The sequence below is a fragment of the Bradyrhizobium sp. CCBAU 25360 genome (assembly GCF_028128695.1).
Classification (GTDB): domain Bacteria; phylum Pseudomonadota; class Alphaproteobacteria; order Rhizobiales; family Xanthobacteraceae; genus Bradyrhizobium; species Bradyrhizobium ottawaense.
On the sequence record NZ_LBJA01000045.1, the window covers coordinates 62,491 to 83,837 of the forward strand.

The following is a 21,347-nucleotide window of genomic DNA, read 5'->3' on the forward strand; positions in this document are numbered from 1 at the left end:
GCAAAGGGCGCCAGGCAGAAGCGGCCCGAAAACCGGACGTCAACGAACCAATCAATCTTGCCAAGCGAGGAACGCCATGAATCGGCCATTCAACATGCCTGACGAATTTGTCGAGGGCTTCATGAAGGCGGGTGAAAGCCTGTGGCGCTCGCTCGGATGGGCGCCAAAGGGCGATCGTAACGGGGCCGATCCCGGCCCGGCTCTGAATTCGTCAGGCCTCGCTCAATTGCAGGCGGACCACATGATGCGGCTGTACAAGCTCACCGAGCATGTCCTCAAATCGGCCGCCGGCGTCCAGAGCGAAGCAGGCATCGAGCCCGCGCGCGGCGATCGCAGGTTCAACGCGACGGAATGGCGGGACAATGCCACCTATAGCCTGCTCAAGCAATGCTATCTACTCAATGCGCGCTATTGCGTCGACTTCGTCGAAGCACTCGATCTCGACGAGAAGGAAAAGCATCGGCTGCGCTTCTTCACGCGCCAGCTGGTCGAGGCGATGAGCCCGACTAATTTTCTCGCCACCAATCCTGACGTCATAAAGCTTGCGACGGACAGCGAGGGGCAGAGCCTGAAGGCGGGCTTGGACAATCTCATGGCCGATCTCGGCCGAGGCAGCCTGACGATCACGGACGAGGAGGCGTTCGAGGTCGGAAAAGACGTCGCCGCATCCAGGGGCGCGGTCGTGTTCGAGAACGAGCTGTTTCAGCTCATTCAGTATGAACCCGCGACCGAGCAGGTGACGGCCCGGCCGCTGCTGATCGTGCCGCCATGCATCAACAAGTTTTACATCCTCGACCTGCAACCGGCCAACTCCTTCGTCCGCTTTGCGGTCGAGCACGGCCTGACCGTCTTTATGGTCTCCTGGCGCAATCCGGATGCCTCGTGCGGGCACTTTGGCTGGGACGATTACGTCGGGCAGGGCGCCATGCGCGCCATCGAGGTGACCCGCTCGATCTCGGGTGCCGACAAGGTCAACGTGGTCGGCTGGTGCGTCGGAGGAACCATTCTGTCATCTGCGCTGGCGATCCTGCGGACGCGCGGCGACGAGTCGGTCGCCAGTGTGACGTTGCTGACCACGATGCTCGACTTCCGTGAACCGGGGGATCTCGGCGTGTTCGTGGACGAGGAGGGTGTGCGGCAGCGCGAGCAGACCATCGGCAACGGCGGCATTTACCGCGGCTCGGAGCTCGGGTTCGTCTTCCAAACCCTGCGTTCCAAGGAACTGATTTGGCCGAACGTGATCAACAACTATCTGAAGGGAAAATCGCCTGAGCGTTTCGATCTTCTGTTCTGGAATGCCGACGTGACCAACCTGCCGGGGCCGATGTATTGCTGGTACATCAGGAACATGTATCTGGAGAACAGACTTCGGGAGCCGAACCGGTTGACGATGTGCGGCACGTCCGTCGATCTGGGGCGAGTCGACCTGCCTGCCTATGTCTTGGCGACCGTTGAAGATCACATCGTGCCGTGGCGATCGGCCTATCGCACCACGGGCCTGTTCAGTGGCAACACCCGCTTCGTGCTCGGAGCGAGTGGGCACATTGCCGGCGTGATCAACCCTGCGTCGAAGAACAAGCGAAGCTATTGGCTGTCGGACAAGCGATGCGAAGACCCGGCGGCGTGGCTTGCGAGCGCTGACGAAAAGCCAGGCAGTTGGTGGAACGATTGGATCGCGTGGCTCAAGCCGTGGGCTGAAGATCAGGTGCCCGCCCGGACGCAACTCGGCAGCAACCTCTATCCTCCGGGGGAAGTGGCACCAGGCCGATATGTGAAAGCGAAGGCAAACTGACTTCGCTGAACGGTCATGGAACGATTGGAAGATTTCGGAAGAGCTGGCAGTTCGAGCAATCGCTGAGCGAGGCGACCTCATCATTAGAAGCGATGATGGATTGCTCTTCGTACCGTTTGGCGACATCGATACGTTGTTGAGGGCTGCCACAGAAAAGTGCGAGCGAAGCGCTTTGATTGCACATGCACACCTCGGCCTCCGTCTGACGTGTGCATTGAGAATCCGAAGAAGCGATTTCTGCTTCCAATTCATGCAAATATCGTCCTAGAAGAGCCAAGTTACGGAAGCCTCGTCAAATGAGAATTCTCAGTCGGTCCAATTGCACAAAGGGCTGATCGAAGTTAAAATACCTCAATAAGATGAATAGCTTAGAACGAAAATTCGCCGTAGCCCCCATGATGGACTGGAGCGAGAGCTCATGTTTTTCAAACGGTTAGAAGGCGCTGTGTGCACGACGTGTGCACCGGAAGATCAAAGAAAATCTAGCGACGACTAGCGTGAGCGGCTTCGGTGCTGAGCTTGGCGCACGGCTGGCATTGCGCGACCGCGGCGCCATTTGAGCGCGGCCCTTCAAGTCTCCCGGCGCAGGTGCTTCCGCGCTTAGTAACAGTCACCCGGAAGGAGCTAACTGGCTTACCGTACAGCTATCGCAACAGCAGCCAGTGCTGCCGGAAGGGACCAGGCCCAGTCTGCCGCCAATGAAGCTGCTGCCGCGGCGACGACACATCCGAGCAGGAACCCGAACAAGCGACCCAGCGAACGATTCAGCGGGGTTGAATCGTGCGGCAGTAGCGGATGTCGGTCTGTCAGCAAGTCCATCGCTGACAGGACCGCGTTGGCCAGATTGCCGGTCATCACCGCGGTCGAGATCGCGCCGGGCACCGCCAGGCGGAGCAGGGCGTACTGGCAGGCCATGGCCGACACCGCGATCATGGCGGCCGTGCCGGCCAGCAATCCCACCGGATCGGCCGATGCCTTGGTGATGACGCAAAAGATCAGGAGTGCGACCAGAAGCAGGAATTGAACCAGGAGCAACAGTCGCGCCAGGCTCGGACCGCGCCGGCGCGAAGCCTGCGCGACCAGCCAGACGCTCCCCAACGCCAGCATGAAGACAGGAATGGCCAACAACTGCGCCCAGTGAAACGAGCCGCCCTCCACGGCGACGCCGGCGGCCAGCACGATATTGCCGGTCACATGCGCCGTGAAGACATGACCCAGGGTGAAGAAGCCGGTGGCATCGACCATTCCGGCGATCATGCTGAGCAACAGCGGCAGCCGCGCCTCCAGGCGCGACAGCTCCGCTGCGTCATCCGCCGAATCCGGTGTCCTTGCGAAGGTGCGGGAGTCGCTCGCGAGCATGGACATCTTTGGCCGCTCCGGCTATTGCGCGGTCCAGCCGCCATCGACGGAGATCGTTGTTCCCGTGATCTGGTCTGCCGCCGGCGAACACAGAAAGGCGACGGTGCCTCCGAGTTGCTCCGGGGACGCAAAATCGAGAGACGGTTGCTTTTCCGACAGCAACTCCTCGACGGCTTGCTGTTGACTGATGCCGCGTTGCGCGGCCATGTCGCCGATCTGCTTTTCGACCAGCGGCGTACGCACCCAGCCGGGGCAGACCGCATTGCAGGTAACGCCGCTTCCGGCCGTCTCAAGCCCGACCACCTTGGTCAGGCCGACCAGCCCGTGCTTGGCGGCGACGTAGGCGGCCTTGTGGGTCGAAGCGACGAGGCCGTGGGTGGAGGCGATGTTGACGATCCGTCCCCAACGCTGCTTTTTCATCTGAGGTACTGCTGTCGCAATGCCGTGGAACGCCGCCGACAGATTGATTCCGAGGATCGCATCCCACTTGGCAATTGGGAACTCATCAACCGGAGCGGTGAACTGGATGCCGGCATTGTTCACGAGTATGTCGAGGCGACCGAATTTCTCGATCGTCGCGGTGATCAATCCGCGTACGGCTTCGGCTTTCGACATGTCGGCGCCGTCATAGACGGCCCGGACACCGTGTTCGCCTTCGATCCCTTGGCGGATCGTCTCGATCTCGCTTGCGTCGCCGAAGCCATTCAACACCAGGTTGGCGCCGAGCCGGGCCAGCTCCTTCGCGATTCCCAGCCCGATGCCGCTGGTCGAACCGGTGACGATGGCCACCTTGTCCTTTAACATGGGAATTCCTTTGGTCGCCTGGTCGAAGTTGATGCGGGGGTTCATGGTCGTGCTCCCTTGGGTGCGGTTGGAACGAATGATCAGTGGGCGCCGCCGGCACTGAGCTGGCCGGGCTTCTTCAGCATCATGGAAGCTGCGAGTGCTACGACGAGCGCGGCACCGAGCAGGAAAAACATGTCGCTGAAGGCGAGGATGAACGCCTGCTTCTGCACGATCTTGCCGATCGCGACATAGGCGCGGTGCGCGGCATCGCTGCGATCGATCACGCCGTGGCTGATGAAATACTGTGTCAGCTTCTCAACTCTTGCCTGAGTCGCCTGCTCGAGCATGGAAACCGACTGCATCAACACGTTGGAGTGATACTGTTCGCGCTTGGTGAGCAATGTCTGCAACAGGGCGATGCCGACGGCGCCGCCGAGGTTACGTATCATGTTGAATAGGCCCGAGGCCGAGCCGGCGTTCTCTGCCTCGATGCCCGCAGTAGCGACCGCCGATAGCGGCGCGAACACGAAGGCCTGACCTACGGCACGAACGACGTTGGGCCAGAACAACTGGTCGGTGGCGTAGTCATTGGTCATGTGGATGTTCATGAAATTGGAAACCGCGAACAGCGCGAAGCCGGCACCGATGATGATTCGGGCGTCGAAGCGCCGCATCAGTTGCGGCACCAGCGGGATGAACAGCAATTGCGGCAAGCCGGTCCATGCCAGCACCATGCCGATCTGCTCGGCGTTGTAGCCCTGGATACGCGACAGATAGACCGGCAGGATAAACACCGAACCGTACAGCGCGATGCCGAGCAGGAAGTTGGCGAGGATACCGAAGCCGAAGTTGCGACGAGCCAGCAGGCGCAGATTCAACAGCGGCTTGCTGGCGGTCAGCTCGATCCATAGGAAGGCTGACAGCGCAACCGTGGCGATAACCGACATCTTGACGATGAAGGGCGAGCCCAACCAGTCGTCCTTGTTGCCCTCTTCCAGCACCGTCTGAAGCGCGGACAGGCCGATCGACATGGTAACGATGCCCAGCCAGTCGCCTTCGCGAAGCAGCGACAGATTCATCGGTGCTGGCTCCAGGGAGAACCACAGCATCGCAATCATCGCCGCGCCGGGCACCAGGTTGACGTAGAAAATATATTCCCAGCCCCAGTTCTCGGTGAGATACCCGCCGATCGTGGGGCCGATCGCGGGGGCGAATGTCGCTGAGATCGCAAACAACGCGAGCCCGATCGGCTGCTTCGCCTTTGGCAGCAGCGTGATGATGAGCGTGAACGCCATCGGGATCAGCACGCCGCCGGTAAACCCCTGCACGGAACGCAGCACAATCATCTGCGGCAGGTTTTGCGCCAGTGCGCAGGCCGCCGAGAACAGCAGAAACAGGACCGCGTTGGTGAGAAGATACACCCGGATCGAGAATACCTGGGCAAGCCAGCCGGAGAGCGGGATTACCACGATCTCGGCGATCAGATACGAGGTCGAGATCCAGCCGCCGTCGTCGGTTCCAGCACCGATCGCGCCCTGGATGTCGGCGAGTGAGGCGTTGACGATCTGGATGTTCAGTACCGCCATGAAGGCGCCGAGCGTGGCGCCGCCCACTGCGATCCAGGTTTTTGCGGAGACGGCAGGAGCCTTCGGGGCTTCGGCGGCGAGCCGGGGATCGCTGGCGGGAACGCCGTTATTGGCGGTTTGCAATGTGGTCATGATGGTTCTCGTCGGATGCGAGGGGCGGGCGATCGGCGCCGTTCAACTGCGGGGCCCGGCGGCCCGCGAGGCGAGGCGCTTGCCGGCTTCACGCTCGGTGACGACCGTTGCCTTGGTGTCGACGGTCGGCTCGGCCGACATGCCCGGCCGCAGCAGGCCCTTCAGGTTGTGATCGTCGAGCACGATCTTCACCGGCACGCGCTGCACGATCTTGGTGAAGTTGCCGGTGGCGTTGTCGGGTGGCAGCAGTGCGAACTCGAGGCCGCTGGCCGGCGAGAGGCTATCGACATGGCCCTTGAGCCGGGTCGAGTGGAAGCTGTCGATTTTGAGCTCCACCGGCTGGCCGTTGCGCACATGGGTGAGCTGGGTCTCCTTGAAATTGGCGACGACATACACGGCGTCGAGCGGCACCACCGCCATCAACTGTGTGCCGGCCTGCACGAATTGACCGACCCGCAGCGAGCGCGCGCCGACTGTGCCGTCGACCGGCGCGGTGACGGCGGTGTAGGAAAGATTTAGCGCCGCCTGCTGCTCCATCGCAGCCGCGCGGTCGCGCTGCGCGATCGCCTGCGCCCGCTGGGTGGTGAGGACATCGACCCTGCGTTCGGCTGCCAGCAGGCCGGACTTCGCGTGCTGCCATTGCGCGTTGCTGGCACGCAGCGCCGCATCGGTTTGCTGGGCGCGCTGCACCGTGCCGGAGCCGGTCTTCATCAAGCCGTCGTAGCGCGCCTGCTCTTCCTGTGCGAACTTCAGGTTGGCTTCAGCGGCGGCGATATCGGCGATACCTTGTTCGATGATTGGCTGCTGCAGGGCGAGCTGTGCATCGAGATTGCGGACGGCGGCTTCGCCCGCCGCAACGTCGGCGTCGGCCTGGCGGAGCGCCGCGCGAAAATCGCGATCGTCGATTTTCGCCAGCAACTGGCCGGCCGTCACCGGCTGGTTATCGCTTACCAGCACCTGCGCGATGTAGCCGGAGACCTTCGGCGCGATGATGGTCGAGTCGGCTTTGACATAGGCGTCGTCGGTGGTTTCCAGATAGCGGCCGGTGGTGAGGTAGTAGTGGCCGAAATCGGCTCCGGCTGCGACCCCGAGCGCCGCCGCCAGCGCCAGGGCGGCACGTTTGATCGCCTGCCGTGAGGGGCGAAGGCTGATTTTGGCTTTTTGTTCCTCGGTATAGGCAAGTGTGGACATGGCGTTCTCCCAAATCTGCTGGAGGGCGTTGAAGCTCAGTCGCGGCGATGGACGTCGTGGGTGACCATGCCGAGTTCGTGGGCCGGCCGGTCGAGGCGTTGCGGCTCGGCCAGCGTGCGGCGGATGTCATCCACCCCGCTCTGCCAATGCGTGCGCATCGCACTCAACCCGAACTCGTAGTCCCTGGAATGTCCCTCGTAGATCTTGGACTGGTAGATCAGGTGGATGATGTTGTAGGAGCGATGACGGGCCAGATCGGCAATCGCCCGGATTTCCGGATCGTCCTTTGCGCTGGCCGGCAATTTCTCCATCGTCCGTTGCAGCGCCTGACGCATTTTCTGCATCCGCGTCATGTGATCGGTAATGGCGCGCGTCCGGCTGGAATATTGAATGTCTTTCTGCCGGCTCGACACTTCCATCATGTCGTGGGGAACGCGACCCATCGCCGACCAGAGATCGATCTGGAATGTCAGCGTGTCGCGCGGCTCGCCGGACAGCACGCGGGAGAGGGGTGTGTTGGAAACGACGCCACCGTCCCAGTAGTGCTCGCCGTCGATTTCAACGGCGGGGAATCCCGGAGGAAGTGCGCCGGAAGCCATGAAATGCTTCGCTCCCAGCCGGCGTTCGGCGGTGTCGAAATAAGTCAGGTTGCCGGTGCGGACATTGACCGCGCCGACGCTGACGCGCGTTTCACCCGAGTTCAGGCGGTCGAAGTCGACCAGTCGCTCCAGCGTCTGCTGCAACGGTGCGGTGTCGTAGAAGCTAGTCGCCGCATCGCCTGAGAACGGGGACCAGAGCGGCGACGGGAACCGCGGCTTGTAGAAGCCGGGCTGGCCTTGCACCAGCGCCCGCGTTGCCGCCAGCGCGTTGCGCACCGAGCTGATGTCGAACGCAAAGGGCAAGGCATTGGCGAGCCCTTCGCCGGCGGGCCACTCGATCGAGAAGGCGCAGATGGTCTCCCAGAATTCGCGCAGCCGCTGCACCCGTTCGCCTTCGGGCGAGCCGGCGATGACGGCGGCGTTGAGGGCGCCGATTGAGATGCCGGCCAGCCAGTTCGGCCGGATGCCAGCCTCGTGCAGACCCTCATAGACTCCGGCCTGGTAGGCCCCGAGCGCGCCGCCGCCTTGCAGCACGAGAGCTACGACATCGTAGGGCAGCGGTCTGGTTTGCTGCGTCGCCGGACTGATCTGCTCGCGTATCACGTTCAACATGGCCAATACTCCCTGCATTGCGGTTGACCCGATCACCCGGCATTCGCTTCGATCAGGATTTCGGACCCGCTCCCGCGTCGACGTGCGGCAGCGCCAGATGCCAGGTAGTCGTGGACCACCGTGCCTAGCCCAAGCGTCAGGTCGGCAACGATGTGCTTGGCCGACAGCACCTGGAGAACCGGCAACTCGGCGACGGGAGCCAAGGCATGCGAATACAGGTCCAGTGCCGCGGGTCCGGTCCATGCGCCCTTTACCGTGATGTCTTCGAGGTGGTAGCGGACCAGCTCGCAGATGCGCGGGGTGCCCTCGACATGCGGGATGATCTTGAGCAGGAAATTGGGTGCGGCGAGCTTGCCGGCTTCGATCGCGGTGTCGAGCGCGCGGTGTTTGTAGCCCATGGTGCCGGTCGCGATCCGCACCGAGCCATAGTTCAAGGTGCCGACCAGCGTGTCGATCTCGACCGCGAGCTTTGGTTGCGCCAGCTTCTTGGGAAAGCCCCACAATTCGCGTCCGCCGGCGATCGGCGGATGATCGTTGAGAAACATCTGATGGGTGAAGCTGCCGGTCTCACCCCGGTAGGACACCGGGATGACCTGACCGCTTTCGGTGTAGTCGCCGAAGCCGGTCGAGTCGGGCATGCGGATGAATTCGTAATTCACCACCGGCTCGGTGAGTTCGAGCGGCTCGGGCACGATCCGGCGCAGCGCCTCGGGATCGGTCTGATACTGGATGATGAAGTACTCGCGGTTGACGAAGCGGTGGGGGCCGGGTGGAAAAGCCGGGTTCGTCAGCGGCATGGCGAAGGCCTTCGTTCGCACGGTCTCATGTTTCATCGCGGTCGAGCTCCAGGTTGATCGATGTTGAGCGGGCCGCGCTCTGGCGCGGAAGACGCGGCCCGTATCGGATGAGCGCTTGCTGCGCGCTTGCCGGCACTAACCCGACAAGCGATCAGTAATCCCAGAAGGCCGGCACCCAACGAAACGCATCGCCCGCTGTGGCCACATGGCCGACGGACGGGAACGGCATGTGCGTGGCGACCAGCAGTCCGCCGGTCTCCGCCAGCTCTCGCAAAAGGCTGGTACGCGCACGGGCGGCTTCCTCGGGGTAGTGTTCGAAGCCGTTGTGCCAGTCGGGGTGTTCGAACCCGACCGCGAACACGAGGTCGCCGGCGAATGTCAGCCGGTCGCCGCCGGACGTCAGGCGAACGATGCTGTGCCCGGGGGTGTGACCGCCGGTGCGGTGGATGACCACGCCCGGCGCCACCTCGTGCTCATCCTCGAAGAGCCGAAGCTGGCTGCGGTATTCTTTCGTGAACCGTTTGGCCGTGGCGCGAAGCGCATCCGGGAAGCCGTCCGGCATCGAGACGTGGGAGAAATCGGGCGACTCCCAGAACTTGACCTCGGCGGCCGCGACGTGGATCTGCAGGTCCGGACGCAGTTGCTGCTTCACGCCGTCGACAAGCAGCCCGCCGACATGGTCCATGTGCATGTGGGTGAGCACTACGTCGGTCACGGAGGCGAGATCGACACCGGCGGCCTCCAGCCGATGGATCAATTGCCCGGCCCGGGGCAGCGGAAATTCCGCCCCCATGCCGGCGTCGATGAGGATGGTCCGGCCGCCGCTCCGCACCACGACCACGTTGAGTGCCCAATCGAAAGCGTCCGGTGGCAGAAAATTTTCTTTCAGCCAGGCCTCGCGGACGGCCGGCGCAGCGTTGTGGGCCAACATCGCGCCCGGCAGCGTCAGCACGCCGTCGCTGACCACCATCACGTCAATCTCGCCGATCCGCAGCGCGTAGCGCGACGGGACCAATTCATCGGGCACCTTGTTGCCGGTGTATGAGGGATCGTGCAGGTTCATGTTTCTCTCCTGTTAAGTGGCTGGGTGCTGGCAGGTCTTGTTTGGGCAGGCCGCGCAGCCAGCGCGGAGCGCGGCCTGCTTCACGTCGCGGGCTAAAAGAAGCCGCTTACATCGCCCACACGCTCCGGATCGGCCGAGGCGAGGGCGGCGGCGCGTTCGGCCTTCGGCGGATAGATCCAGACGGTGTTGATCTCCTGCTTGGTTTTCTTGGCGGTATCGCCGACCATCGTCACCTCGCGCTCCCAGCCGCGGGTGAACACCGCGTCGGCTTCGCCGAGGTCGAGGCAGGTAACGTATTTCTCCTGGTGGTAGCGTTTGGTCGGAACGCCGAGCAGTTCTGCGGCGGCGTTGTGGCCGGCAAAGGCGCCCATTCGCGTGGCGTGCTGGCACGACATCAGCGCGAAATTACCGTCATCGTCGCAGGCGGCGCGGGCGGCATCGCCGGTGGCAAAGACGCCGGGTACCGACGGCACGCGCAAATCACGGTCGACCAGCAGCCGGCCGGAATTGTCGCGCTCGGCGGGGACTTGTGCGGTCAACGGAGCTGCGCGAATGCCGGCCGCCCAGATCACGGTCTCGGTCTCGATGTGTTCGCCTGAGGTCAGCGTAACGCCCGATTTATCGAGCGAGGCGACACCGACGCCGAGCCGGGTCTCCACGCCGCGCTTGTGCAGGGCGTCCTCAATGACGGGGCGGGGGCGTTCACCCATGGCGGGAGCGATAGCGCTGTTTCGGTCGACGATGATGACGCGCGGCTTGACGCCCTTGCCGAAAATAGCGCGAAGCCGCGTCGGCAACTCGGTTGCCGCCTCGATGCCGGTGAACCCGCCGCCGGCCACGACGACGGTGTCGCGCCCGTTCAATGCCGGCCGGTCAGCCAGGCCATGCAGATGCCGGTCGAGGGCAATCGCGTCGTCGAGCTGGTCGACGCTGAAACCATGTTCGGCAAGGCCCGGAATATCAGGACGCGCCAGCCGACTGCCGGTCGCCACCACCAGCCGGTCATAGGACAGGCTCTTCTTCACACCCTCGGCGGCGACGATTCCCACCACGCGCGACTGGGTGTCGATCGTCTCTGCGCTGCCTTGCACATAGACGACGTCGATGGCCTTGAGCACACCCAGCAGCGGCGCGGTCAAGGTCTCGGGCTTCGATTCGTAGAGCCGCGGGCGGACCACGAGCGTCGGCTCGGGCGAAACCAGCGCGATCTCGAGCTGTTCGGGCGAAACGCCCTGGATGTCGCGCAGGCGGGCGGCGGAAAGTGCGGCGTACATGCCGGCGAAGCCGGCGCCAATGATGACAAGTCGCATGTCGTTACTCCTCTGGTTTGACTTCTCGAACCTACGCGCGCGTCACCGTTGCCGCTCCCGCATCCGGGGATGGCTCGTAGCGATCGGTGACGACGCGAATACGTGAAACGAAAATTGTCGGGCGCTTACGGAGCGCTGCAGTCCGGCGCTAGTATCGTTGGACGTTCGCAGGAAGCCTGACAGCCGCGCGACGCCCGGGCGAGCTGAAGGGTGATCGGTTCGCTGGCCCTCAACGGCCAGCCGTCGCGCAAAACAGGGGCGCCATCTCTGGTTACGATCGACGTTGCGGGCAGTGTCGGAATTTCAACTTCCTCGCCCGTAGCTGAAGTGAAGCGCACGCTGAGTGACAGTCCGTACACCAGCGCGGTCGCAACGACCTTCCGTCGCGGTACGATTGCAAGGAGGGCGACACAGTGCTTCCAGGCCATTGTTCGTCTCCGTCCGTTGTCGATGTTCGATACCGCAAATCTACGGGATCGGAGTTGTGACCGCGCCAGCGCGATTGACGCGGTTGCAGAGAGATTGCTGTTACCGGATGCGCCGGCGCCAATCGCTCGGGGTATTACCCGTCAGCTTCTTGAACGCTGCCGTGAAAGCAGTTTGCGAAGCATAACCGAGCTCTGCGGCCACCAGCTCGATCGATGCGTCGGTATCGCGCAGCATGTTCATGGCCCGCTCGAGTCGCTGCTGGCGCAGCCAGGCGTGCGGTGAAAGCCCGGTGCTATCCTTGAAGGCGCGACAGAAGTGGAAGCGCGACAGGCCGGCATCCGATGCGAGCGCCGCCAGCGAAACGTCAGCATCGTTGCCCGAGCGCAGGCGTTCGATCGTTCGGCGGAGCGCATGGGGCGACAGCCCACCCACGGCCGGCTCGAACGTGACGGCTGTGCCGGTATGCGCAGCCAGCAGACGCGTGGCCAGCAGATCCGTCAGCTGCTGCCTGAACAGGGCATCAAGGGACGAATTGCCGTCGAGTACATCCGCCGCGCTCATCAGCAAGCTGGATGTGATGGCGTCGGGATGCCCCGTCCGTTCCAGCAGTTCGCCGGGAGCAGATGCGTCGGCTTCGCGGGCTACGCGTTCGAGCGTGGTGCGCGGAAGATAGAGCTGGATGACATCGACGGGGCCGGGGATATCCCATTTCGAGCTTGAACCCGCCGGAATGATCGTCACGACTCCGGGACGCGCCGTTCCAGTTGCCAGCGATTTCCCGCTGCGCCGCTCCAGACGCTGAACGCCCGTGGGGTAAGCCATGATGACATGGTCGGCCATGGGCTCGACCACGTCGTGCAACGCCCCGTGCTTCCAATGCGCGATGGCGCCGTTGGCAGGGTCTGAAGCCATCTGTACCGGCGCCGTCTTGAGCACACGCGCCATCTCGACTTCGGCAGCGCGCCGCTGGGCGGCCGGCCAACCGTCCTGGTGCGCACCGGCTGCGCCAAGCAGAGCCTCCAGGGGATCGTTCACGATCGGTTTCTTCATGAAACTATCCTTGCGTTGCTACCGCGCGCCTCGTCGCCAATCGGTCGGAGTTTCTCCGGTCAACCGCCTGAAGGCGGCCGCGAATGCCGTCTGCGAGGCATAGCCAAGCTCGGCCGCCACCGACACGATGGATGTGTCGGTGTCGCGCAGCATGTTCATGGCTTGCTCGAGGCGATATTGCCGCAGCCATGCGTGAGGAGAGAGCCCGGTACTTTCCTTGAAGGCGCGACAGAAGTGCGAGCGCGACAGGCCGGCATCCGAAGCGAGAGCTGCAAGCGAGACGTCGGCGTCGCTATCCGAACGCAAGCGTTCGATGGCGCGAAGCAGGACATTCGGCGAAAGCCCGCCGATGATCGGCTGGAACGCGGTGGGCGAAGCGGTGTGCGCGGCCAGCAGGCGCGTCGCGAGCAGGTCGATGAGCTGATGCCTGAACAGCGTATCGAGAGCGGAGTTGCCCTCCAGCCCGTCGGCCGCACTCAGGAGTAGTCGGGATGTAACGGGGTCGGGATGCCCGGTTCGCTCCCGGAGATCGACCACAGTGGTCGCGTCGGCTTCGCGGGCCACGCGCGCGAGCGTTGTGGTCGGGAGGTAGAGCTGAACGACATCCACGGGTTTCGGAATATCCCACCGCGAACTCGATCCTTCCGGAATGATGATCACGGCTCCGGGACGGAACGTTCCCTTCGAAAGCGATTTTCCCGAGCGCCGCTCCACGTGCTGCACCCTGCCATTGTAAGCCATGATGACGTGGTCGCTCATGGGCTCGACGACATCGTGCAACGGATCATGCTTCCAGTGCGCAATTGCGGCTCCAGAGGGGTCCAACGCCATGCGGATCGGTTCGGTGTGGAGGACGCGCGCCATCTCCGCGTCGGCGGAACGCTGTTCGGCGCTCGTCGATCGGCCCTGACGCTCGCCGGACGCGGCCGAAGGATTCTCATGCGCGGAATCGTGCGAGATCGGCTCGCTCATTGGGGCGCTCCCTTCGGAGGGGGACTTGCGCTGGCGTCGCCTGGGGCGACTTGCGGGCCGGTGTGAAGCCATTGCTTCCGTATGCCCGAATTGATCCGCGAGGCGCCGCGAACTCTCGCTGCGCGATCTAGGCGCGTGGTATTACGGGGTCTTTCCCAAAGCGGCCGCGATTTGTCTGATTCTGCTCAAAGCGCTCCGCGCCGCATTTCGTGATCGGCTGGAGTTCCGATTGACGCCAATGGCAAGGTTGCCATCGAACGCGATGGGTATTGAAATCACTTCGAAAAATTACTTTGTGACAATTAAGGCGGCCGACGATCACAATCACGGTCGACGTTCACCGCGACCTAGACCTCCGCACTCCGATACCGGATAATGCGTGCCGACATGACGGGTGGCGGTGAGACGAGCTGCCTGGTCAACTTCGGACGGGCCGGTCGAAATGGCACAGGCGAGCACCTTCGGACAGAGGGTCAGACAGCAGTTACACCTGACGGATACGCCGCCCTCGCTGATCACGCGTTCGCTGCGCGGCATCGAACTCGCGGCCACCGAAACCCGGAATGATAATCCCGTGCCAGGCCGTTCCGGTTCAGCGGCGGATGAGGCCTATTTCGTCAGTCTGAAGCTTCAGGATTATCCGGACTGCGAACTCTGGGATCATGGCAAGTGCGTCATGAAGACGGATGTCAAAGCCGGTACCACGTATCTGTACGATCTCCGGAGCGATCCGGGCTATATCATCGACAAGCCGTTTCATTCCCTGCACTTCTATCTTCCGCGTTCAGCGCTCGACGGCATCGCCAGAGAATCCCGTGTCCCGCGCGGTGACCTCGCCTGTCAGTTTGGCTTCGGCCATGACGACCAGGTCATGCGTCATATTGGGGCAGTGCTGTTGGAAGCACTGAGTCGGCCGGCAGAGGCCAACCAGCTTTTCATCGATCACATGATGCTGGCGTTCACCGCGCACATCGCGCAGGCCTATGGCGGGCTGCAAAGCACTGCCGGACCCGCTCGCGGGGGTCTTGCCCCGTGGCAGGTAAAGCGAGCCTGCGAACGGCTCGACTCAGACCTTGGTGGGAGGCTATCATTGCAATTGATCGCGGCCGAGTTCGGACTCTCGGTCAGTCATTTCTCGCGCGCGTTCCGAATCTCGACCGGCCTGCCGCCGCACCAATGGCTGCTGCGTCAGCGGGTGAACGCGGCCAAGCAGTTGATGACCGCACGAGACCTGTCGCTGTCCGAAATTGCGATCTCAGCCGGGTTCGCTAATCAAAGTCACTTTACGAAAGTGTTTTCGGTGCAGGTCGGCATCAGTCCGGCGGCATGGCGTCGCGAGGCCGCTGGCGGCTCCGAAGATGATATGTGATCACGGACAGCCCCAGACGGCTGTTTCGTACTCATCGCAATGGTCATGACCTTTGGTCGATCCCGATCAGGTGTTCCGTGCAACTCCACTCAAGGAGGCGGTGCATATGAAATCGTCAGGTTTCTACGGTCAGACCGTGAAGCGGTTCTTGCACCTGGAGCAAGAACCGGTTTCGTTGATCACGCGTTCGCTGCGCAACGCCGAGATCGCCGTCACTGAGACTCGTGTTGATGCGCCCGTGCCACGCCCCTCCGGCGAGATGGGTCTTCAGGATGCGTATGTTGTAAGCCTAAAGCTCAACGACTACCCGAACTGCGAGATTTGGGAGCATGGCAACGCCGTCAAGGCCGATATTCGTGCGGGCGCGACCTATCTGTACGACATGAAGAAGGATCCGCGTTTCATCATCAACAAACCGTTCCACTCGCTCCATTTTTATCTTCCGCGCTTTGCGCTCGACGGTATCGCTGAACAGTCCGGCGCACCGCGCGTGGGTGATCTGCCTTCTCAGCTCGGCGTCGGCCACGACGACCAAGTCATGCGTCATATTGGCGGGACGCTACTGCAAGCGTTGCGCCGGCCAACTGAGACCAACCAGCTCTTCATAGACTACATTATGCTCGCTTTTACCACACACGCTGCGCAGGCCTTTGGCGGGTTGCGATGGCGCGCTCGGGTGCCCCGGAGCGGTCTTGCTCCTTGGCAGGTACAGCGCGCCTGCGAAAGGCTCGACTCGGACCTCGGCGGGATGCTTCCATTGCAACTGATCGCTGCCGAGTTTGGCCTCTCGGTCAGTCATTTCTCGCGCGCGTTTCGAATTTCGACCGGCCTGCCGCCGCACCAATGGCTGCTTCGCCGGCGTGTCGAAGCGGCCAAGCAGTTGATGACCGCGCGAGATCTGTCGCTGTCCGAAATTGCGATTTCGGCTGGGTTCGCCAATCAAAGCCACCTTACAAAAGTGTTTTCGGCCCAGGTCGGCGCCAGTCCAGCGGCATGGCGCCGTGAAGTGCAGGGCACCGAGGATAGCGAAAGCTGATCATTCGATCACCGGCGTTGCGCCAGCGACGTCGCGTAGGCGGCGCGGCGTGCCGCGAAGATCTCATCGGGTGGATAACCGATGCCTTCAGCGAGGGCTGCCGGATCGAAGGCCAATGCGTCGCACACTTCGTTCGCTTCGATTGCGGTGATCACGATCGTGCCGAGGCGCACCGTCTCCCTTTGGTCCTCATCCGGCCATCGAGTCGTGACGTCCAGGATCGGGTCGCCGGGACGGCCGAGCACCGCCATCAGGCTGAAGCGGATATCGCGTGCTGCGATCCTGCTTTGCAGATCATCGTGCAGGAAGGCTCCAGGCTTTGTTTCGGCTACGTCTTCGGTCGGCGCAGCCCGGTTGCCGACCGGGACGATCTTGAACTTGATGAACTGTGTCTCGTCACGCCCGTTTGTCGCCGGAAAGGAGTGGACGGCCCAGTAGGTGGTGTCGGCAAAACTTGCGGGAAGCGGATGGGCGGCCATGTAGCTTGCCTGATGCAGGGTCTCGGGATTGGCAGTGGAGAACGCCTCGAATTTATCCGGATCGGGCCGTCCGTCTGGGGTGGGAACGCGCACCTTCAGGTACGCCAGCATTTGTGCAAGTGTCCTCGCATAGTGAACGGGAGCGCTCTGTGTGAGGATGTCGGAACGATGGTCGACATCCCCAAGCCTGAAGCTGAAGCCGCGCAGCACGGGATTGTCCGTATCCGGCATGCGCGAATTGCCGTCTACCGCGAAGCGCGCCACCACGCGCGACGCGCCCGTGAAGCTCCGGGACTTCGTAATTTCTTCAGCCCGGTCCGACGGAATATAGGTGCCCCGGACGCAGCGGCCTTTGGCGAATCTGGCACGTGCCTTTGGAGAGGCGCCGGCCATCGCTTTCAGCGTGTCGACGATGGACGCGGGCGTGGCGCCACCGGTTGGGACCCGGATCATGACGATATCTCCGACATCCTGCTAAAGCGGCCAGGCACGGCAGCCTCGCGGGCGCTGAAAGACCAGCGGCTGCGTGGGCTTCGGTCTCCAGCCCATGCAGAAGATCGGAACGCCGTCCCGGGTCATGATCGAGGCCAGGGGATTTTGCGCGTGCGCCGGTTGCGGCGGAATCTTCGTTGCTTCATCTGCCGTGGAAGCGAAGCGTACCGTCGCTGACAGGGCGCACATGAAGGTGGCGGTGAGGACTTTCGGCCGTGATGCAAGGGTCGCAGATTGGTTGACGAGGTTTTTCCAGATCATCACGCGTCCCTTCGTGGTTGACGTCGACGCAGTGATGGTAGGGAAATGGCTCGCCGCTGCCCCAGAGCGATTGACCCAATTGTAGAGCGATTGCTGGCAGTTGCTGGCGGTCGGGAACCGCGCTGCGCGAGCGTTGCCGGTCATTCCTGGAGTTTGCCGAAATTGCCGCTGCTGGACGCGCGCTAGCTCAAATGGCTCTCGATGGATCCGAGCGAGAGTTCGGTTTCTTCAGTTGCCGATAGGGTGTCGAAATCCGATTCACTACTGATCGACACTGCTGTTTCGGCGCCATTGCCCCACAATGACGGCAACGCGTCGCAGTGATGCCTCGCAGGCACATCGCGCTGGCGTGGATGGATTGGGAGTGAGGGCAATGTCCAACATCGCATATATTGCCGTGGTTACGGGCGGCTTGGCGATCACATGGGATCGGCAGCTATACTATTCTCGCGAAAATAGTATAACGGAAGGCAACGGCAAGAAAATGTGGTAATCTATTGAAATCACTAAATTATCGCTTTTCCGTGGCCCCCATGATGGATTGGAGCGACCGGCACTGCCGGGTGTTCCACCGCCACCTGACGCGGCGGGCGCTGCTCTACACGGAGATGGTGACGACGGGCGCCGTCATTCATGGCGACCGGGAGCGGCTGCTTGGGTTCGACGTGAGCGAACATCCCGTGGCGCTTCAGCTTGGCGGCTCGGATCCGGGAGAGCTCGCGCGGGCGGCGCGGATCGGCGAAGAATTCGGCTACGACGAGATCAATCTCAATGTCGGCTGCCCGTCGGACCGCGTGAAGGATGGCCGCTTTGGCGCCTGCCTGATGGCGGAGCCGGAACTCGTGGCGCGGTGCGTCGATGCGATGAAGCAGGCTGTCGCGGTTCCCGTCACGGTGAAGTGCCGTATCGGCATCGACGACCAGGATCCGGAAGTGGCCCTTGATGCGCTTGCGCGCGCGGTGGTCGCCTCCGGCTGCGACGCACTGATCGTGCATGCCCGCAAGGCCTGGCTCAACGGGTTGTCTCCGAAGGAGAACCGCGACATCCCGCCGCTCGACTATGAGCGCGTCTATCGGCTCAAGCGCGCGATGCCTGACGTGCCTGTCATCATCAACGGCGGCATTCGAGGCCTCGACGAAGCGAGAGCGCATCTCGAGCATGTCGACGGCGTGATGCTCGGCCGCGCCGCCTATCAGGACCCGTGGCGGCTGCTCGGCGTCGATCAGGAGATCTTCGGCGAGGCGAGCCCGCACGCGACCGTGCAGGACGCGCTGGAGGCGATGATGCCCTATATCGAGCAGCAGCTTGCGCGCGGCACGCGGCTGCACGCGATCACGCGGCATTTCGTCGGCGCATTCCATGCCGTGCCCGGCGCGCGGGCCTTCCGCCGCCATCTGGCCGAGCAGGGGGTTAAGGCGGGCGCCGGCCTCGAGGTGCTGCGCGATGCGATCGCGTGCGTCGGTGCGCGTGCGCCGGCCGAGGCGGCGTAAGGCGGCTAATCCATCGCCGTGCGCGAGCGGCGATGGCTGCTCTGAAGCTCGGGATAGCCGGTCAGCATCAGCTTGTCGGCGCGCACCCCCCAGCTCTCCAGGCGGTCGAGGAAGCTCATGCCGAGCAAATTGGTCTTCATCTGCCCGCGCTGGACGACGAGGGCCGGCACCGATTTTTCGACGAGATGGCCGACGGAGAGACGGTCGAGGGTGAGGCGGGCTGCCTTGGTATGTCCGCCCGCGGTTTCGAGGTCGACATCGTATTCGAGCATCTCGAGCGGCAGCCCGATGGCTTTCGCGGTTTCCCAGGTCAGCACCACCGACGTCGCGCCGGTATCGATCACCATCGGCGCGGCGATGCCGTTGATCTTCGCGCGCAGCGCGAATTCGCCGCCCTGGCCGCGTGGGATCTGCACGGCGGGAGCGGGCGTTGCCGTCTGCGCGCGAAAAATGTGGGAGACCTTGTGGCTGGCGCGCGCGATCTGCTCGGGGTCGCCATAGGCGACGACCGCGCCTGCCGTGCCTGCAAGCATGACGAGAACGAGCAGGAAGCGGATCATCGCGCGCCTCCGCAGGCGAGCAGGCCGGTCAGGTGCGTTTCGGCGATGCCGCGATCGGCGCCAGTCCAGCTTCCGTCATGCGTGCCGGCAACAGCGCCATGACCGCGAGCCGGTCCGCGCTTTCCATGGCGTGCCAGCGCGCGATCTCGGGCAAGGTCCGGCCGCAGCCGAAGCACAGCTTGGTCCTGGGATCGATCATGCAGACGGCGACGCACGGCGTTTCTTTGCTCATTCGGACATAGTGGGGGATTGTCGGGCATGTCTGCAAGCATCTGGTTAGGAGCCTGTACCTGCGCTCATGATCGGCTTGTGGCGCGGCCGGCGCTTCTCCTCGGGCAGTACGGAACTCTCCGGCTGGAGCGGCGGGGAATCATCCGACAGCGGCGCCAGCGCGCTCATCACGCGCTCCGGCGGGAAGGTGACGATCACCTCGGTGCCGATGCGCAGCTTCGATTTCAGCGTGAACGTGCCGCCATGCAGGTCGATCAGATTCTTGGCGATCGGCAGGCCGAGACCGGCGCCCTGTTCGGCGGACTTGATCGAGTTGGAGCCCTGGCCGAACGAGGCGAGCACGACCGGGATCTCGTCCTCGGGAATGCCGGAGCCGGAATCCCGCACCGAGAGATATTGTCCGCCCGAGGCGGTCCAGCCGGCCTTGAGCCAGATCTCGCCGCCTTGCGGAGTGAACTTGATCGAGTTGGAGAGCAGGTTGAGCACGACCTGGCGGATCGCGCGCTCGTCGGCCCACAGCCGCGGCATGGCCTGCTCGAACACTTCGTGGATGGTGATGCCGCGGCTGGAGGCGCGCAGCTTCATCAGGTGATGGCAGTCGGCGACGATGCCGACCAGCGACACCGCTTCTTCGTTGAGCTCGTAGCGGCCGGCCTCGATCCGCGACAAGTCGAGGATCTCGTTGATGAGGTTGAGCAGGTGCACGCCGGAATTATGGATGTCCGCCGAGTACTCCTTGTACACCGGTACCGCATGCGCGCCAAAGATCTCGCTCTTCATCACCTCGGAGAAGCCGAGGATGGCATTCAGCGGCGTGCGCAGCTCGTGACTCATCTGCGCGAGGAAGCGCGACTTGGCGACGTTGGCGGATTCGGCGCGGTGGCGCGCCTCGTCCGAGATCGCCTTGGCCTGTTCGAGCTCGCCGATCAGCGCGTCCTTCTCGGCGCGCGCTTCCAGCGTGGCGAAGGTGGAGGAGTGCAGGCGGTGCGCCAGCAGCACGAAATAGCCTTCGGCGGCGAGCGCGAGCGCGGCCAGGATGTAATTGTCCAGCGAGCCGGTCATCACGAAGCTCAGCGCCATGGCGACCGCGACCGGCGCGGTGGCGGCAAGGGCTGCGATCGGCAAGTTCGCGGCGAGCATGCTCGACACTGCGATCACCAGCAGCATCAGGAACATCATCAGCGATTCCGTGACCATGTCGAGCACGGGATGGATCAGGATCGCCATCCAGCACAGGCCATAGAGCAGGTCGAGCACGACGAAGCGCGTCCGCCAGGCGCGCGTCGCCGCGGGCGAGGCGGGCTCGGTCAGGAAGCGCCGGCAACTGCGGGTCATGGCGCTGTGGATGCAGAGCATGCCGGCGGTCCAGGCCGCGGCCGGGATCGGCTGCATCCACAGGCCGAACAGCACGCCGGTCGCGACCACCAGCAGCATCACGACATAGGAAGCCGACAGCCGCGTCTGGGCGTATTGGCGCAGCATCTCGGCGTCGAAGGCCGGCCGGGTTCCACTGGTCGACGTTAACTTGTCCCGCGCCTCGCGCACCCGCTGCGCCGCAGCCCTTCGGCTGCTCGCCGATGGAGCGCTCACCGGCTCGGCCGGAAGCTCCACAACCTCAGGCTTTTCAGCGGGGTTACTCATCAAGCAACACGATTCCTGCCCACGCCGGACGCGGGCCTTCTGCATTGTCTATCTCTGGCAAGAAATCCTTAAGAGGTGACTTAAGGAGCTAAAGAATTACGTTAACCCGG

19 protein-coding genes are annotated in these 21,347 nt (G+C 63.3%); 4 read left to right on the forward strand and 15 right to left on the reverse strand.

Annotation, left to right across the window (positions count from 1 at the left end):
* Positions 1 to 76 precede the first annotated feature (76 nt).
* Complete coding sequence (locus XH81_RS34355) at positions 77 to 1,792, forward strand: PHA/PHB synthase family protein (protein ID WP_028145331.1); 1,716 nt, start codon at positions 77 to 79, stop codon at positions 1,790 to 1,792.
* Positions 1,793 to 2,425: 633 nt separating this feature from the next.
* On the opposite strand, the gene XH81_RS34360 is transcribed toward XH81_RS34355, so the two are convergent.
* The 10 genes from XH81_RS34360 to XH81_RS34405 form a co-directional block, all read right to left on the reverse strand.
* On the reverse strand, positions 2,426 to 3,157 hold the full coding sequence (locus XH81_RS34360; RefSeq protein WP_028145330.1) for a YoaK family protein: 732 nt from the start codon (positions 3,155 to 3,157) through the stop codon (positions 2,426 to 2,428).
* A 15-nt stretch (positions 3,158 to 3,172) separates the two neighbouring features.
* The gene (locus tag XH81_RS34365; RefSeq protein WP_028145329.1) at positions 3,173 to 3,955 is read right to left on the reverse strand and encodes a 3-hydroxybutyrate dehydrogenase; all 783 of its coding nucleotides are present in this window, start codon (positions 3,953 to 3,955) and stop codon (positions 3,173 to 3,175) included.
* Positions 3,956 to 4,035: 80 nt separating this feature from the next.
* The gene (locus XH81_RS34370) at positions 4,036 to 5,655 is read right to left on the reverse strand and encodes an MDR family MFS transporter (protein WP_028145328.1); all 1,620 of its coding nucleotides are present in this window, start codon (positions 5,653 to 5,655) and stop codon (positions 4,036 to 4,038) included.
* Positions 5,656 to 5,697: 42 nt separating this feature from the next.
* On the reverse strand, positions 5,698 to 6,846 hold the full coding sequence (locus tag XH81_RS34375; RefSeq protein WP_028145327.1) for an HlyD family secretion protein: 1,149 nt from the start codon (positions 6,844 to 6,846) through the stop codon (positions 5,698 to 5,700).
* Positions 6,847 to 6,881: 35 nt separating this feature from the next.
* Complete coding sequence (locus tag XH81_RS34380; protein WP_028145326.1) at positions 6,882 to 8,057, reverse strand: DUF3734 domain-containing protein; 1,176 nt, start codon at positions 8,055 to 8,057, stop codon at positions 6,882 to 6,884.
* Between the two features lie 32 nt (positions 8,058 to 8,089).
* Entirely contained in the window at positions 8,090 to 8,890 is an 801-nt protein-coding gene (locus XH81_RS34385) for an acetoacetate decarboxylase (protein ID WP_271596790.1), read from the reverse strand.
* A 115-nt stretch (positions 8,891 to 9,005) separates the two neighbouring features.
* Positions 9,006 to 9,917: an MBL fold metallo-hydrolase gene (locus XH81_RS34390; protein WP_028145324.1), complete on the reverse strand. Its 912-nt coding sequence runs from the start codon at positions 9,915 to 9,917 to the stop codon at positions 9,006 to 9,008.
* A gap of 92 nt (positions 9,918 to 10,009) precedes the next feature.
* Entirely contained in the window at positions 10,010 to 11,227 is a 1,218-nt protein-coding gene (locus tag XH81_RS34395) for an NAD(P)/FAD-dependent oxidoreductase (RefSeq protein ID WP_028145323.1), read from the reverse strand.
* Between the two features lie 528 nt (positions 11,228 to 11,755).
* Positions 11,756 to 12,706: a helix-turn-helix domain-containing protein gene (locus XH81_RS34400; protein WP_028145322.1), complete on the reverse strand. Its 951-nt coding sequence runs from the start codon at positions 12,704 to 12,706 to the stop codon at positions 11,756 to 11,758.
* Positions 12,707 to 12,724: 18 nt separating this feature from the next.
* Positions 12,725 to 13,678: a helix-turn-helix transcriptional regulator gene (locus tag XH81_RS34405; protein ID WP_028145321.1), complete on the reverse strand. Its 954-nt coding sequence runs from the start codon at positions 13,676 to 13,678 to the stop codon at positions 12,725 to 12,727.
* A gap of 442 nt (positions 13,679 to 14,120) precedes the next feature.
* Here XH81_RS34405 and XH81_RS34410 point away from each other — a divergent pair, with 442 nt between their 5' ends.
* Both XH81_RS34410 and XH81_RS34415 read left to right on the forward strand, forming a co-directional pair.
* A complete protein-coding gene (locus tag XH81_RS34410) occupies positions 14,121 to 15,047 on the forward strand; it encodes a helix-turn-helix domain-containing protein (RefSeq protein WP_028145320.1) in 927 nt (308 codons plus the stop codon).
* 106 nt (positions 15,048 to 15,153) lie between these two features.
* The gene (locus XH81_RS34415) at positions 15,154 to 16,083 is read left to right on the forward strand and encodes a helix-turn-helix domain-containing protein (RefSeq protein WP_028145319.1); all 930 of its coding nucleotides are present in this window, start codon (positions 15,154 to 15,156) and stop codon (positions 16,081 to 16,083) included.
* An 8-nt stretch (positions 16,084 to 16,091) separates the two neighbouring features.
* Here XH81_RS34415 and XH81_RS34420 read toward each other — a convergent pair whose 3' ends face one another.
* Positions 16,092 to 17,015 (reverse strand): catalase, encoded by a 924-nt coding sequence (locus XH81_RS34420; protein WP_028145318.1) that lies wholly within the window; start codon positions 17,013 to 17,015, stop codon positions 16,092 to 16,094.
* Positions 17,016 to 17,036: 21 nt separating this feature from the next.
* The gene (locus XH81_RS34425) at positions 17,037 to 17,459 is read right to left on the reverse strand and encodes a hypothetical protein (RefSeq protein WP_028145317.1); all 423 of its coding nucleotides are present in this window, start codon (positions 17,457 to 17,459) and stop codon (positions 17,037 to 17,039) included.
* A gap of 353 nt (positions 17,460 to 17,812) precedes the next feature.
* Here XH81_RS34425 and dusA point away from each other — a divergent pair, with 353 nt between their 5' ends.
* Entirely contained in the window at positions 17,813 to 18,805 is a 993-nt protein-coding gene (gene dusA, locus XH81_RS34430; RefSeq protein ID WP_080670314.1) for a tRNA dihydrouridine(20/20a) synthase DusA, read from the forward strand.
* A gap of 5 nt (positions 18,806 to 18,810) precedes the next feature.
* Here dusA and XH81_RS34435 read toward each other — a convergent pair whose 3' ends face one another.
* Genes XH81_RS34435 through XH81_RS34445 form a run of 3 tightly spaced genes read right to left on the reverse strand, consistent with a single transcriptional unit; the run spans position 18,811 to position 21,237 of the window.
* The gene (locus XH81_RS34435) at positions 18,811 to 19,365 is read right to left on the reverse strand and encodes a TIGR02281 family clan AA aspartic protease (RefSeq protein WP_028145315.1); all 555 of its coding nucleotides are present in this window, start codon (positions 19,363 to 19,365) and stop codon (positions 18,811 to 18,813) included.
* Positions 19,366 to 19,393: 28 nt separating this feature from the next.
* A complete protein-coding gene (locus XH81_RS34440; RefSeq protein ID WP_026202286.1) occupies positions 19,394 to 19,597 on the reverse strand; it encodes a DUF1289 domain-containing protein in 204 nt (67 codons plus the stop codon).
* Positions 19,598 to 19,641: 44 nt separating this feature from the next.
* The gene (locus XH81_RS34445) at positions 19,642 to 21,237 is read right to left on the reverse strand and encodes a sensor histidine kinase (RefSeq protein WP_028145314.1); all 1,596 of its coding nucleotides are present in this window, start codon (positions 21,235 to 21,237) and stop codon (positions 19,642 to 19,644) included.
* Between the last annotated feature and the right edge of the window lie 110 nt (positions 21,238 to 21,347).